This is a genomic window from Staphylococcus sp. HMSC13A10, assembly GCF_001808005.1.
Taxonomy (GTDB): domain Bacteria; phylum Bacillota; class Bacilli; order Staphylococcales; family Staphylococcaceae; genus Staphylococcus; species Staphylococcus pasteuri.
On record NZ_KV791851.1, the window covers coordinates 1 to 14,425 of the forward strand.

Consider the following 14,425-nt stretch of genomic DNA (forward strand, 5'->3'; position numbering starts at 1 on the left):
TTCCGCTAGAGTAGGACGTTGCCAGGCAAATAGAGAGACCGTAAGGTCTTTTTTTTATGTCTAAAAATGTAGTAATTTAAATCATCAATGAAGGAAAACGTTTGAAGTCGATGATTTGAGGAAAGAACGCTACGAGCTTAGTCGAGCTAAGTGAGTAAGAGAGAGACGAAAAAGAAGAAGAATGCGAGCGTTTATCTCGAGTTGAGAAAGCTCCTTAGCGCCGATGGTAGCAGACTAACGTTCTAAAGCAAAACAGCGATTTATAATCGCATTGTTTTACTTAATAGCTTTAGCTATTAAGTACAACTATATATGCTAGGCAAATAATAGGATGCGATGAGCCGCATTGAGACCGTAAGGTCTTTTTTTTTAATACATAAAAAGTGAAGTGCTTTAAATCATCAATGAAGACCGGGGCTCCAACAAAGAGAATTTTGGTAGAAAATTCAACAAGCAATGCAAGTTGGGGTAAAGGAACGCTACGATCTTAGTCAAGCTAAGTGAGTAAGAGAGAGACGAAAAAGAAGAAAAATGCGAATGATTGACTCAAATCAAGTTTAGCTCAGCAGTTTAAATAGTTCTAATAAAATTTTATTAACCATTTTTCATAAAGAATAAAGACTAAATTTTAAATAAAATAAAATCGGAGTTACATGGAAATTATTCCACTTAACTCCGATTAGTTTTTACACTAGTTAAATTAATAAAGAGTATAGCATTTTGTTTTCATTAATATATATATTTGAAGGATCAAATATACTTACTTTTTCTTTTAAATGTTGTAAATCTGCGTGATCCTTAAGTTGAATACCAATAATAACTGTACCAGTATTTTGAGATGATTTTTTTAAATACTCAAATTTGGTAATGTCATCTTGAGGGCCGAGCACATCATTAACAAATTCTCTTAGAGCTCCTGGTCTTTGAGGGAAATTAAGGATAAAATAATGTTTCATTTCTTCATATAAAAGTGATCGTTCTTCAATTTCTTTCATACGATTGATATCATTGTTACCACCACTAACTATACAAACTACAGTTTTTCCTTTAATTTGTTGACGATAGTTTTCTAAAGCAGCAACACTTAATGCACCCGCGGGTTCTGCTATAATAGCTTGCTTAGAGTACATATCAAGTATTGTTGAACATACAGCGCCTTCATCTACTTGAACATAGTCATGTACTTTAGATTTAGCTATTTCAAATGTTAAGTCACCAACTCTAGCTACTGATGCACCATCTACAAATTTATCAATTTCTTTCAATGTAACTACTTTATTATTAACGACAACAGATTCATACATACTACTAGCCCCAGCAGGTTCTACGCCAATAATATTGGTCTTAGGAGAATAATCATGGAAATAAGTACTAATACCTGAGATTAGTCCTCCACCTCCTATAGCTGCGAATAAATAATCAAACTCAATATTTTCATCTTGAGATTGATGTATAATTTCTTTAGCTAGGGTACCTTGACCAGCAATTGTATAAACATTGTTAAATGGATCGATAAATGTCATATCATGTTGTTTAGTATAATCTAATGCTTCAGCTAGACAATCATCAAAGGTATCACCAGTTAATTTTATTTCTACATTTCCGTTTCCAAAAAACTGAACTTGATTAATTTTTTGTAGGGGAGTAGTTACTGGCATAAAAATGACAGCATTTAAATCTAACTTTTTTGCAGTGTAAGCAACACCTTGAGCATGATTGCCTGCACTAGCACATGTAATACCCTTATTTTGAATTTCTTCAGATAATACGGAGATAGCATTATAGGCACCTCTTAGTTTGAATGAACGTACCCATTGTAAGTCTTCTCTTTTCAAATATACTTTACAATCATATTTTTGAGATAAATAATGATCTAATTGTAAAGGAGTCTCTTTTACTGTATCTTTAAGACGTAAAAAAGCTTTATCGATATCTTTTGTTGAAACTGTTGTTTTTAATGTCATAATAGTCCCACCCTAATGTGCTTTTTCATATTTTTCAATTAAATCTTCATACTGTAATGTTATATCTATATCATCTAATCCATGAATGAGTTTATTTTTCCAAGTTTCATCTATATCAAAATGGAAAGTTTTCTCCGGCGATGAAACTGTTTGATTTGGTAAGTCAACTGTAATTTCTTTAAAGCTTGCTAAATGCTCTCGAGAAGTTTTATCTAATTTAATAGGTAACATAGCATTTTTTGTACAATTCATGTAAAAAATATCACTATAGCTTCCTGCAATAATAATACTGAATCCATAATCTTTTAATGCCCAAGCAGCGTGTTCTCTACTGGAACCACAACCAAAATTATCTCCAGTTATAAGAATACTTGCGCCTTTATATTCTGGCTTATTTGGATTAAATTCTGGATTATCAGTTCCATCTGGTAAATAACGCCATTCATCAAATGCAAAAGGACCAAAACTTGTTTTAGATATACGTTTTAAATGAGCTTTTGGAATGATTTGATCAGTATCGATATTGTCATAGAACAATGGCACGATTTTACCTGTATAAGTGGTAATTGGTTTTATATCCATTTATATAACCACCTTTCTAACATCTACAAATTTTCCGTTAATTGCTGCTGCTGCAGCCATTGCAGGAGAAACTAGGTGTGTTCTGGCACCTTTACCTTGTCGTCCTTCAAAATTTCTATTACTTGTAGATGCGCAATGAACACCTTCTGGAACTTGGTCTGGATTCATTCCTAAACACATTGAACATCCAGGTTCACGCCATTCAAATCCTGCATCTTTAAAAATTTTATCTAGACCCATCGATTCAGCTTCTTTTTTTACAGTACGTGAACCAGGTACGACAATAGCAGTGATATTTGGATGTACGTGTTTTCCTTTTACAATATGACTAGCTTCAATTAAATCTGAAATTCTAGCATTTGTACATGACCCTAAAAAGACATATCCTAATTCTATATCTTCAACTTTTTGACCTGGCTTTAGCCCCATGTATTGATATGCGTGTTCATCATTAGAATCTTTAATGGCAGGGAATGGCGTACTAAAGCTAACACCCATTTCTGGGTTGGTACCCCAAGTGACTTGTGGTTCAAGATTTGTAACATCAATATTAATAATTTTGTCGAAATAGGCATCTTCGTCAGAATAAAGTTGTTTCCATTGTGGTATCATTTCATCTATATTTTTAGCGAATTGACGTCCTCTTACATATTCAAATGTAATCTCATCTGGTTGCATCATCCCATATTTTGCGCCTGCTTCAATAGCCATATTACAAATAGTCATTCTAGCTTCCATTGATAAACTTTTGATTGTTTCACCGGTGAATTCTAGAGCATATCCAGTACCAAAATCTACACCATATTGATTAATAAGATAGAGGATAATATCTTTTGCATATACTCCATTAGGTAACTTTCCTGAAATATCGATTTTTAAATTTTTGGGTTTTGTTTGCCACAACGTTTGAGTAGCAAAAACATGTTCAACTTCACTTGTTCCAATACCAAATGCAATTGCACCAAAAGCACCATGTGTGGCTGTATGAGAATCACCACAAACAATCGTCTTACCTGGTTGAGTTAGACCAGTTTCAGGGCCGACCATATGTACGATTCCTTGTTCATCTGACCCCATATCAAATATATGAACACCGAAATCTTGTGCGTTTTTTTGGAGGGTAGTTATTTGTTTGTTTGCAATTTCATCTTTGATATTAAAAATATCTATAGTAGGTACATTATGATCTAATGTAGCAAATGTTAAATCTGGACGACGTAGTTTTCTTTTTTGTAATCTTAATCCTTCAAAAGCTTGAGGCGAAGTAACTTCATGTATAAGATGTAAATCTATATATAATAATTGAGGGTCACCTACATTTCCATGCAAGACATGTTTATCCCATACTTTATCAAATAGTGTTTGTCCCATAAGATGACGCCTCCCTTAAGTGTAATCTTCTTTTAGTAGTTTAATGATTTCGGAAGTACGATATGTTCCTCCTAAATCTGACGTACATTTTCCTTCTCTAATAAATTGATAAATTTTATGTTCTAACTCATTAGCTGCTGCAACTTCATTAAAACTTTCCCTTAAGCACATAGCTAAAGATAGTAACATTCCAAATGGATTAGCAATATCTTTTCCTGCTATATCAGGTGCTGATCCATGAATAGGTTCGTAAAGTCTAGTTCCATCTTTACCAAAACTTGCTGATGGAGATAATCCTAGCGAACCAGGAATAACTGAAGCTTCGTCACTTAAAATATCGCCGAATAAGTTTTCAGTTACGATAACGTCGAATTGTGTTGGTCGCGTAATCAAATGCATACTACATGCATCAACAAGTAAATGTTCTACGTCTACGTCAGGATAATCTTTCTTAACTTCATCAACAGTTTTTCTCCAAAGTTTACTAGAAGAAAGCACATTTTCTTTATCTACAGAAGTTAATTTCTTATGACGTTGTTGTGCTAACTCAAATGCAACTCTTAAAATTTGTTCGATTTCATCACGGGTATAAGTTAAAGAATCTAAAGCATGATGTTCTGAGAGTTCTCTTGGTTCTCCAAAATACAGTCCGCCAGTGAGTTCTCGTACAATAACTAAGTCTGTGCCCTCAACTCGATCTTGTTTAAGTGGAGAGAGGTGACTTGTTCCATTTGTAACAATAGTGGGGCGAATATTAGCATATAAATTAAGTGATTTTCTAAGTTTTAATAATCCTTGTTCAGGCCGTAAATTTGGATTACTCCATTTCGGACCACCAATAGCTCCCAATAATATTGCATCAGCATTTTGACAAGCTTTTAACGTCTCATCAGTTAGGGGAGTGCCATAGTTATCTATAGCTGCTCCTCCAAAATGATGTGTATCTATATGATAATCAAATTGATATTTCTGACTAATTTTCTCTAAGATACCTAGACTTCCATTTAGTATTTCTGGTCCTATGCCGTCTCCAGGTAAAGCAACAATGTTATAGGTCATGATTGGATACCTTCTTTCTCTTTTGTTTCAGCAACATATTTTGCATGGGCTTCAACATAAGCTTTGCAAGAAGCTTTTAAAATATCATGGTCAATGCCTATACCACTAACTTCTTTATTTTCGATGATAAGGTTAACATGAACTTCAGCTTGTGCATCAGTACCTTCAGTGACAGAGTCTATTCGATAATCAATCAATTCTGTTTCACGTTTAAATATTCTATCAACAGCATTATAAATAGCGACAATGGAGCCAGTACCAATGCTTGAATCTTGATAAATATTATTGTCTTTATCTTTAATAACAACTACTGCACTTTGAAGACCATTTGATACAAACTGAAGTTGTAAAGTTTCAAGTTGGAAAATGGCACTTTGTTCATGTTCTGAACCTTGAATTAAAGCATGAATATCACGGTCAGATACAGCTTTTTTCTTATCAGCAATTGCTTTAAATTGCTTAAACAAATTGACTTGATCTTCAGAAGTAATGTCATAACCTAATGCTTTTAGTTTTTCAGCAAAGGCATGCTTTCCTGATAATTTGCCCAGTGGTAATTCAGTTGTACTGACACCTACTAATTGTGGCGTCATAATTTCATAAGTTTCGCGATGTTTTAGAACACCATCTTGATGAATACCAGATTCATGACTAAAGGCATTTTGGCCAACTATGGCTTTATTTCTTGGAACACGAATACCAGCATATCGTGAAATCAAATCAGAAGTATTTTTAGTTTGTTGTAAATTAATTTGTGATTCTAAACCATAATGATCTTTACGAACATATAAAGCTAAAGCAACTTCCTCAAGTGCCGCATTACCAGCTCGTTCTCCTATACCATTTACTGTACCTTCAATGCGTCTTGCACCACCTTCGATTGCAGCAAGACTATTTGCGACAGCCATACCTAAATCATCATGACAATGAGCGCTATAAATGATTTCTTTATCAGATTGAACGGATTCAGTTAATGTTTTAAAAATTTGTCCATATTCAGAAGGGTAACTAAAACCAACAGTATCAGGGATATTGATGATAGTTGCACCAGCATCTACAGCAGTTTGTACGCTTTTTATTAAAAATGAAATATCAGTTCTCGTTGCATCTTCAGGTGAAAATTGAACAACTTCAAAATATTTTTTAGCATATGAAACATGTTCTTTTATTGATGCTAAAACTTCTTCTTGTGTCATTTTTAATTTATATTCTAAGTGAATAGGAGATGTAGCAATAAAAACATGGACACGAGGTTTAGTAGCTAACTTTGTTGCTTCATAAACTGCGTCAATATCTGATTTCTTACATCTAGCTAAGCCACATACTGCTGTTTTTGTTAAAGCTTTAGATATCGCTTCTACCGATTTGAAACTTCCTGTACTTGAAGCGGGAAAGCCGGCTTCAATAACGTCGACTCCCCAATTTTCAAGTTGTTTCGCTATCTTTAAACGTTCGTCAAAAGTAAAATTGACTCCCGGTGTTTGTTCACCATCTCTAAGCGTTGTATCAAATATTTGAATATGGCTACTCATTCTAATCCACTCCTTAATCCATTACTTTTCAATTCGTTTCGATTTAATAAATGGCATCATATCACGTAGATCACGGCCAACTTTTTCAATTGGATGACCAGCTTGTTCTTCACGCATTCTATAAAATTCTTTGAAACCATTTTTATTATCTTCAACGAAACTGTTAGCAAATTTACCGTTTTGAATATCTGTTAATACGGCTTTCATATTTTCTTTAACATCTGGCGTAATCACACGTGAACCAGATACATAATCACCGTATTCGGCTGTATTTGAAATTGAATAACGAACATTGTCCATTCCGCCTTCATACATCAAATCAACAATCAATTTCATTTCATGTAATACTTCAAAATATGCAAGTTCAGGTTGATATCCAGCTTCCACTAGTGTTTCAAAACCACTTTGAATTAATTTATGAACACCGCCACAAAGTACAGCTTGCTCACCAAATAAATCAGTTTCAGTTTCTTCTTTAAATGTAGTTTCAATAACTCCAGCACGTGTAGATCCGATACCTTTTGCATAACTTAATGCGATATCTCTAGCATGGCCAGTTGCATCCTGTTGTACTCCAAATAAGGAAGGGACAGCGCTACCTTCTTCAAATGTACGTCTTACTAAATGATCAGGGCCTTTTGGTGCTACTAAGAATACATCAACATCTTCGGGTGGTTGAATAACACCAAAATGAATATTGAAACCATGTGCGAAAGCTAGGGCATTTCCAGATTCTAAATTTGGTGAAATTTCATTTTTATAAACATCACCTTGAATTTCATCAGGGATGAGTACCATAACCACATCTGCTTGTTTAGTTGCTTCATCAACAGTTAATACTTCAAAGCCGTTCTCTTTAGCTTTATCAAAAGAACGTCCAGGGCGGATACCAATAACAACATCATATCCATTGTCTTTTAAGTTTTGTGCATGTGCATGACCTTGTGAGCCATAACCAATTACTGCAATTTTTTTACCTGCTAGTGCGTCTGTTTTTACTGTTTCGTCATAATATACTTTAGTCATAATAAATTCCTCCAAAATAATTTAAAAATTTGAAATATTCCGAAATTTTAAGGCGATTAACTAGTGATGATAGCAGCTCGTTTAAGATACTGTTTTTAATGAACACTAGCGCATCAAAGGTTAATCATAATTTATGCTGAATGTTGCTCTACACTTAAAACATTAATTTGTTGTTTAAGCTTATTTATTAAAATATTTAATAACTCTTCGTCATCAATATTAACAATGAGTTCCATATCTGAAACGTTAGGGTCATCATTACGTTTTTTAACGTGTAATTCTTCGATATTATACTGTAATCTAACAAATGCACTTGTAATTCTATTTAATGTACTTACTTGATTCATTACTTCTAACTTTAAATGTCTTCTCATTAGTATCCCTCCATTTCGTGATTTGCTTTACCACTTGGAATCATTGGATTTACTGGCTCGATAGGAGAGATACGCACTTCGATAAGTGCCGGACCATTATAGTTGAAAGCTTCATCGAGTGTTTCTTTAAGTTGATTAGGTTTATCAATTAAGAATCCTTTAACTCCATATGCTTCGGATAGTTTCATAAAATCAGGTTGATCATTAAATACGGAATGGGAAAAACGTTGATTAAAGAATTTATCTTGCCACTGTTTAACCATACCTAACGTACCATTATTAATTAAGACTATTTTAATATTTAAGCCGTATTCAGGCAGTAAAGCCATCTCTTGATTAGTCATTTGGAAACCACCATCACCAACGAAACAAACAACAGTTTTATCAGGTCTGGCTAGTTGGGCGCCAATTGCAGATGGAATACCGAATCCCATTGTACCTAGACCACCACTAGTAACCCATTGACTGTGACTTTTGAATGGATAAAATTGAGCTGCCCACATTTGATGTTGACCTACGTCAGTAGTCACAATTGCGTCGCCATTCGTAATATGTCCAATATATTCGATAGCTTCTTGAGGTTTGCAAAATGAGTCATTGTTATCTTTTTCATATTTGAAAGGGTAACTTGATTTGTTAGTTTCACAAGTTTGCAACCAGTCATCATGATTTGGTACTTGAACATTAGCGTTTTCTAATTGTTCTAATACATTTTTACAATCTGCAACGATACCTAAATCTGTATCTATCACTTTATTTAATTCAGAAGGATCAATATCTACATGAACGATTTTTGCATTTGGTGCAAATGCATCAGGTTTACTGGCAAGTCTATCGTCGAAACGACTACCTAAATTAATTAATAAATCACACTCTGTTAATGCCATATTACTTGCATATGAACCATGCATACCTCCCATACCTAAAAATAGGGGATGATCGTATGGTACTGCACCTAAACCTAATAATGTTGTGATAGTAGGGATTTTATGTTGAGTTACAAAATTTGTTAATAGTTCATTAGATTTTGAATGATTAATTCCAGCTCCAGCTAAGACTAGAGGCTTTTTAGAGCTATTTAAATAAGATACTAATGTTTCAATATCATTTGAATCAGCTACTGTGTTGACTTGATATCCAGGTAAATCAACAGTTTCAGATAATTCTACATTAGTCGACAAAATACCCATATCTTTTGGAAAATCAATGACTACTGGTCCTTTTCTACCAGTATTTGCGACATGAAAAGCCTCATGAACAATTCTAGGAATGTCTTCTACTTTTTTTACTTGATAGTTTTGTTTAGTAATAGGGGTAGTCATTGATAATAAATCAGCTTCTTGGAATGCGTCTTTACCGATACCAGGTGTAGCGACTTGTCCCGTAAATACAACTAAAGGTAAAGAATCACTATGAGCATCCGTGATTCCTGTTATAGCATTGGTTGCTCCAGGACCACTAGTAACGACGACGACACCTGTTTTACCTGAAACGCGTGCATATCCTTCGGCAGCATGTGTTGCACCTTGTTCGTGCCTTGCTAAAATATGTTTAATTTTACCATCGTAAAATGTGTCATATAAAGGTAGTACTGCACCACCAGGATATCCAAAAATAAATTCTACATCTTCATTTTGTAACGCTTCAACTAACAATTCAGATCCTGGTCTCATTTCATTTAGTGTTTGGTTTTTCAAGTATTCAGGTTTACTAGATTCTGCCACTTTCATAGTGTCGATAGGTTGGTTTGATTCTGAAGTATTGTGTTCTGGCATGTCACTTAATTTAGTCATGAAAATCAACTCCTAATTTTAGATAAGGTTTTCGGGTACTTGCATGATTCCACCCGTATTAGCACTAGTTACTAATGAAGTATAACGTGCAAGATATCCTGTTTTAACCTTTGCTTTAAATGGTTCTAGTTGTTCTCTACGGCGGTATAATTCTTCTTCAGGTTGATCAACGTTTAAAGTTCGGTTAGTTAAATCAATTGTGATTTCGTCTCCGTCTCTGATTAATCCAATTGGCCCACCTGAAGCTGCTTCTGGAGAAATATGTCCTACAGCAATACCTCTTGTTGCACCTGAAAATCTTCCATCGGTAATTAATGCAACGTCTTTACCTAAACCTCTCCCAACAATTGAAGAAGTTGGAGCTAACATTTCTGGCATTCCAGGACCACCTTTAGGCCCTTCGTATCTGATAACTACAACATGACCTTCGCGAACAGTATGGTTATCAATTGCTTCAACAGCTTCATCATGTGAATTGAAACAAATTGCTTTTCCAGTAAATGTTTTAATAGATGGGTCTACCCCTCCAACTTTGATAACTGCACCTTTTGGAGCTAAATTACCGAATAAGATAGATAAACCGCCTTCTTTGTCATAAGGTTTTTCTAGTGAGTGTATAACATCAAAATTTTTAATTTCTTTACCGTCATTATTTTCTCTTAATGTTTTTCCGGTTACTGTAATTCTATCTGGGTGTAAAGTGCCTTCTTTCTTCATTAGTTCATTGATAATTGCTGGAACTCCACCAGCTTCATGAACGTCATGCATAGAGTATGATGAACTTGGAGCAATTTTAGATAAATAAGGTGTTTGCTTTGCTACTTCATTAATTCGTTCTAAATCGTATTCAATTCCAGCTTCATTAGCAATTGCAAGTGTATGAAGTACTGTATTAGTTGAACCACCCATTGCCATATCTAATGCGAAAGCATCATCAATAGCTTCTTTAGTTACGATATCTCTTGGCTTGATGTCGTTTTTAATATTTTCTACTAATCTAAATGCAGCTTCACGAATCATTTCTCTACGCTGATCACTAACTGCTAGGGCAGTGCCATTATATGGTAAAGCTAACCCAAGGACTTCCATTAAACAGTTCATTGAATTGGCTGTAAACATTCCAGCGCATGAACCGCAAGTAGGGCAGGCATTTTGTTCCATATCTAGAAATTCTTCTTTAGAAATAGAACCTTCTTTGAAAGCACCAACAGCTTCAAACATTGATGATAAAGTTAATGCTTTACCTTGGGCAGATAAACCGGCTTTCATTGGACCACCTGAACAGAAGATAGCTGGTACATTTGTTCTAACTGCTGCTAGTAGCATACCAGGTGTGATTTTGTCACAGTTTGGAATATAGAAAACGCCGTCAAACCAATGAGCATTGATGACTGTTTCTGCTGCATCAGCAATGATTTCTCTAGAAGGAAGAGAATACCTCATTCCAATGTGTCCCATAGCAATACCATCATCTACGCCAATAGTATTAAATTCAAAAGGAATAGCGCCTGCTTCTCTAATAGCTTCTTTAGCAATGTCTGCTAGTTCTCTTAAATGTACGTGGCCTGGAACGATATCGATATATGAATTACAAATAGCAACGAATGGTTTGTTCATATCAGTTGGATTTTGAAGTGCGCCCGTTGCGTGTAAAAGACTTCTTGCTGGAGCTTGGTGATCTCCTTTTTTGATCATGTCGCTTCGCATAATTAATTCCCCCGTGTATTATTTTAGAAAAATAAAAAACGCCCCAAAATTTTTTGGGACGTTCATAAGTCCCATTCAATTACAAATAGGACTTAAACATTTAGTAAAAGGATTAATTACTAAAGTTCCAGCCCTTGAGAGTATAATAAAATAATATTGTTTGAAGTTGTCGTTGAATATTGATATGTGTGATTAGTCATTTTATTATACTCCCTTCACTGAATGGTAATTTATTCTGAATAGTTTGAATTGTTTTGAAATTTATAAACTTAATTTACTACATAGAGAAAAGCGTGTCAATAATATTTTAGAATTTTCTTACAATTCATTTTAAAAAATTGTTAATCATATTAACGAAGAAATTAGAGTCAAAATTTGTTACACTAAATAAGTTAATAAAATTCTTGGAAAATGAAAAACATTAATAGGAGAATGGCCTATGATTAATATTAAAGACAAAGATGAAATGAAACAATTTGCTAACCAGTTAGTTGAGTTAATTGAACCAAACGACTTAATTTTATTGAATGGAGATTTAGGTGCTGGAAAAACGACACTTACACAATTTATTGGTCTAGCTATGGGTGTTACACGTACGATTAATTCACCAACTTTTAATATTATTAAATCTTATAAAGGTACAAACTTAAAGTTACATCATATGGATTGCTATCGATTGGAAGATTCAGAAGAAGATTTAGGATTTGATGAATATTTTGAAGATGAGGCTCTTACAGTGATTGAGTGGAGTCAATTTATCAAAGATTTACTACCAAAAGAAGCTTTAGTTATTAATATAAAAGTTATAGATGAAAGCCAACGTCAAATTACACTTGAAGCTGAAGGGAATCATTATATTGCTATGAAGGAGGCACTTGAACAATGAAATTATTGTTGATAGACACTTCCAATCAACCTTTATCAGTTGCCATTACAAACAATAATGAAACAATTGCTGAAATTAATAATAATTCCAAAGTAAATCATTCAGTGCAGCTCATGCCTGAAATCCAACGTTTGTTTGAACAAAGTGGTATTTCAAAACATGATTTAGATGGAATTGTTGTTGCAGAAGGACCAGGATCATATACTGGTTTAAGAATTGGTGTGACTACTGCAAAAACACTTGCTTACGCATTAAATTGTAAATTGTACGGTGTATCTTCATTAAAATCACTAGCAGCTTGTATAAAAGAAGATTATCGACTTTTAGTACCAATATTTGATGCAAGACGTGAGGCAGTATATACGGGTATTTACCAAAGACAAAGCGATGGAACATTAGAAACTATTTTAGAAGATCAATACATTTCTATTGAAGATTTAAAATCAAAATTACATGAATTTAATCAAAAATATCTATTTATAGGACAAGATACTTCTAAGTTATCTCATTTATTAGAAGGGGAATGTATAGATCAGTTACCACAAGCATCTGTGATGAGTGAACTTATTAGTCAACCTGCTGATATTCATAGTTTTGTTCCAAAATATCATAAAATAACTGAGGCAGAGAGAAATTGGATAAACCAACAAAAGAACAGTTAAATATAAGAAAAATGAGTATAGATGACGTTCCGTCGGTGTTTGACATAGAAAGAAATAGTTTTAACGATAGTTCATGGACAATTGATGCATTTTATCATGAAATTGAAAAGAATGAGTTTGCAAATTATTTTGTCATAGAATTTGATAATACTATCATAGGATATTTAGGGTTATGGATAGTGATTGATCAAGCACAAATTACTACTATTGCAATTACTGAAAAATTTAGAGGTTATGGTTTAGGGCAACTTCTATTAAAATATGTTATGAATTATGCAAGTCACAAATGTGAAATGATGAGTTTAGAAGTAAGAATAGATAATATAGTAGCGCAACATGTTTATCAAAATCTAGGATTTCAATATGGTGGTAAACGAAAAAATTATTATGGAGAAGGGCAGGATGCATTAGTGATGTGGGTGAATTTAAGTGAATAATAATCAAACTTTGATATTAGCAATAGAGACAAGTTGTGATGAGACAAGTGTAAGTATTATAAAAAATGGAACAGAGATATTATCGAATACGGTTTTAAGTCAAATAGAGAGTCATAAACGTTTCGGTGGAGTTGTGCCTGAAATTGCAAGTAGACATCATGTTGAAGGGATTACAACAACGATTGATGAATCTTTACAAACGGCTAATGTATCTATGAAAGATATCGATGCTATAGCTGTAACTCAAGGACCAGGTCTTATTGGAGCATTACTTATTGGCATTAATGCTGCAAAAGCTTTAGCGTTTGCATATGATATCCCATTAATACCTGTTCACCATATTGCTGGACATATATATGCTAATCATTTAGAAACACCGCTCACATTTCCACTCATAGCCTTAATTGTTTCAGGTGGCCATACAGAATTAGTTTATATGAAAGATCATTTAAATTTTAAAGTAATAGGTGAAACAAGAGATGATGCAGTAGGTGAAGCATATGATAAAGTAGCTCGCACAATTGATTTACCTTATCCTGGTGGACCTCAAGTTGATCAATTAGCAGCTAAAGGCCAAGACACTTATCAATTTCCTAGAGTATGGTTAGAAAAAGATAGCTATGATTTTAGTTTTAGTGGATTGAAAAGTGCAGTCATTAATCAATTGCATAACCAACGTCAAAAGGGACAAGATATAATTCCAGAAAATGTAGCAACAAGTTTTCAAAATAGTGTTGTAGAAGTAATAACTACTAAAGCTATTCATGCATGTAAAGCTTATAATGTTGATCGACTAATTGTTGCTGGTGGCGTAGCCAGTAATCGTGGCTTGAGAGAAAGTATAGCCAGTCAGTGTGAACAAAATAATATTCAATTAACAATACCAGCACCAAAATTATGTACTGATAATGCAGCAATGATTGGTGCTGCAGGTCACTATTTATATTTAGCTGGTAAACGTGGTGATATGGCTATGAATGGCCAAAATAATATTGATATAGAAGATTTTACAATAGAATCTACTTTATAAAA

The 14,425-nt window shown here is 33.9% G+C and carries 13 protein-coding genes; 4 read left to right on the forward strand and 9 right to left on the reverse strand.

Features of this window, described 5'->3' with window-relative positions:
• Positions 1–695: 695 nt before the first annotated feature.
• The 9 genes from ilvA to ilvD form a co-directional block, all read right to left on the reverse strand.
• The gene (gene ilvA / locus HMPREF3125_RS03895; RefSeq protein WP_017638122.1) at positions 696–1,964 is read right to left on the reverse strand and encodes a threonine ammonia-lyase IlvA; all 1,269 of its coding nucleotides are present in this window, start codon (positions 1,962–1,964) and stop codon (positions 696–698) included.
• A 12-nt stretch (positions 1,965–1,976) separates the two neighbouring features.
• Positions 1,977–2,546 carry a 3-isopropylmalate dehydratase small subunit gene (leuD, locus tag HMPREF3125_RS03900; RefSeq protein WP_070452041.1) on the reverse strand — a complete coding sequence of 190 codons (570 nt, stop codon included), beginning with the start codon at positions 2,544–2,546 and terminating at the stop codon, positions 1,977–1,979.
• Positions 2,547–3,917 (reverse strand): 3-isopropylmalate dehydratase large subunit, encoded by a 1,371-nt coding sequence (leuC, locus tag HMPREF3125_RS03905; protein ID WP_070452044.1) that lies wholly within the window; start codon positions 3,915–3,917, stop codon positions 2,547–2,549.
• Positions 3,918–3,932: 15 nt separating this feature from the next.
• Positions 3,933–4,976 carry a 3-isopropylmalate dehydrogenase gene (leuB, locus tag HMPREF3125_RS03910; RefSeq protein WP_070452047.1) on the reverse strand — a complete coding sequence of 348 codons (1,044 nt, stop codon included), beginning with the start codon at positions 4,974–4,976 and terminating at the stop codon, positions 3,933–3,935.
• Entirely contained in the window at positions 4,973–6,508 is a 1,536-nt protein-coding gene (locus tag HMPREF3125_RS03915; protein WP_029056078.1) for a 2-isopropylmalate synthase, read from the reverse strand. The genes leuB and HMPREF3125_RS03915 overlap by 4 nt, the downstream gene beginning before the upstream one ends.
• A gap of 21 nt (positions 6,509–6,529) precedes the next feature.
• Positions 6,530–7,534 (reverse strand): ketol-acid reductoisomerase, encoded by a 1,005-nt coding sequence (gene ilvC, locus HMPREF3125_RS03920; RefSeq protein WP_070452050.1) that lies wholly within the window; start codon positions 7,532–7,534, stop codon positions 6,530–6,532.
• A 131-nt stretch (positions 7,535–7,665) separates the two neighbouring features.
• A complete protein-coding gene (locus HMPREF3125_RS03925) occupies positions 7,666–7,908 on the reverse strand; it encodes an ACT domain-containing protein (protein ID WP_017638116.1) in 243 nt (80 codons plus the stop codon).
• The gene (gene ilvB / locus HMPREF3125_RS03930; protein WP_070452054.1) at positions 7,908–9,701 is read right to left on the reverse strand and encodes a biosynthetic-type acetolactate synthase large subunit; all 1,794 of its coding nucleotides are present in this window, start codon (positions 9,699–9,701) and stop codon (positions 7,908–7,910) included. Before ilvB ends, HMPREF3125_RS03925 begins: the two co-directional genes overlap by 1 nt.
• A gap of 18 nt (positions 9,702–9,719) precedes the next feature.
• Positions 9,720–11,408, reverse strand: coding sequence for a dihydroxy-acid dehydratase (gene ilvD, locus HMPREF3125_RS03935; RefSeq protein WP_017638114.1), 1,689 nt, complete (start codon positions 11,406–11,408; stop codon positions 9,720–9,722).
• A 439-nt stretch (positions 11,409–11,847) separates the two neighbouring features.
• Between ilvD and tsaE the strand changes: the two genes are divergently transcribed.
• Genes tsaE through tsaD form a run of 4 tightly spaced genes read left to right on the forward strand, consistent with a single transcriptional unit; the run spans position 11,848 to position 14,423 of the window.
• Complete coding sequence (gene tsaE, locus HMPREF3125_RS03940; protein WP_070452059.1) at positions 11,848–12,294, forward strand: tRNA (adenosine(37)-N6)-threonylcarbamoyltransferase complex ATPase subunit type 1 TsaE; 447 nt, start codon at positions 11,848–11,850, stop codon at positions 12,292–12,294.
• Positions 12,291–12,956: a tRNA (adenosine(37)-N6)-threonylcarbamoyltransferase complex dimerization subunit type 1 TsaB gene (gene tsaB / locus HMPREF3125_RS03945; protein ID WP_029056075.1), complete on the forward strand. Its 666-nt coding sequence runs from the start codon at positions 12,291–12,293 to the stop codon at positions 12,954–12,956. Before tsaE ends, tsaB begins: the two co-directional genes overlap by 4 nt.
• The gene (gene rimI / locus HMPREF3125_RS03950; protein ID WP_029056074.1) at positions 12,929–13,393 is read left to right on the forward strand and encodes a ribosomal protein S18-alanine N-acetyltransferase; all 465 of its coding nucleotides are present in this window, start codon (positions 12,929–12,931) and stop codon (positions 13,391–13,393) included. The genes tsaB and rimI overlap by 28 nt, the downstream gene beginning before the upstream one ends.
• Complete coding sequence (tsaD, locus tag HMPREF3125_RS03955) at positions 13,386–14,423, forward strand: tRNA (adenosine(37)-N6)-threonylcarbamoyltransferase complex transferase subunit TsaD (protein WP_017638110.1); 1,038 nt, start codon at positions 13,386–13,388, stop codon at positions 14,421–14,423. The genes rimI and tsaD overlap by 8 nt, the downstream gene beginning before the upstream one ends.
• Positions 14,424–14,425: the final 2 nt, after the last annotated feature.

Excerpts from the sequence above, each read along its gene's own strand:
- ilvA (WP_017638122.1), bottom strand. The coding sequence starts at position 1,964 with ATGACATTAAAAACAACAGTTTCAACAAAAGATATCGATAAAGCTTTT.
- leuD (WP_070452041.1), bottom strand. The coding sequence starts at position 2,546 with ATGGATATAAAACCAATTACCACTTATACAGGTAAAATCGTGCCATTG.
- leuC (WP_070452044.1), bottom strand. The coding sequence starts at position 3,917 with ATGGGACAAACACTATTTGATAAAGTATGGGATAAACATGTCTTGCAT.
- leuB (WP_070452047.1), bottom strand. The coding sequence starts at position 4,976 with ATGACCTATAACATTGTTGCTTTACCTGGAGACGGCATAGGACCAGAA.
- HMPREF3125_RS03915 (WP_029056078.1), bottom strand. The coding sequence starts at position 6,508 with ATGAGTAGCCATATTCAAATATTTGATACAACGCTTAGAGATGGTGAA.
- ilvC (WP_070452050.1), bottom strand. The coding sequence starts at position 7,534 with ATGACTAAAGTATATTATGACGAAACAGTAAAAACAGACGCACTAGCA.
- HMPREF3125_RS03925 (WP_017638116.1), bottom strand. The coding sequence starts at position 7,908 with ATGAGAAGACATTTAAAGTTAGAAGTAATGAATCAAGTAAGTACATTA.
- ilvB (WP_070452054.1), bottom strand. The coding sequence starts at position 9,701 with ATGACTAAATTAAGTGACATGCCAGAACACAATACTTCAGAATCAAAC.
- ilvD (WP_017638114.1), bottom strand. The coding sequence starts at position 11,408 with ATGCGAAGCGACATGATCAAAAAAGGAGATCACCAAGCTCCAGCAAGA.
- tsaE (WP_070452059.1), top strand. The coding sequence starts at position 11,848 with ATGATTAATATTAAAGACAAAGATGAAATGAAACAATTTGCTAACCAG.
- tsaB (WP_029056075.1), top strand. The coding sequence starts at position 12,291 with ATGAAATTATTGTTGATAGACACTTCCAATCAACCTTTATCAGTTGCC.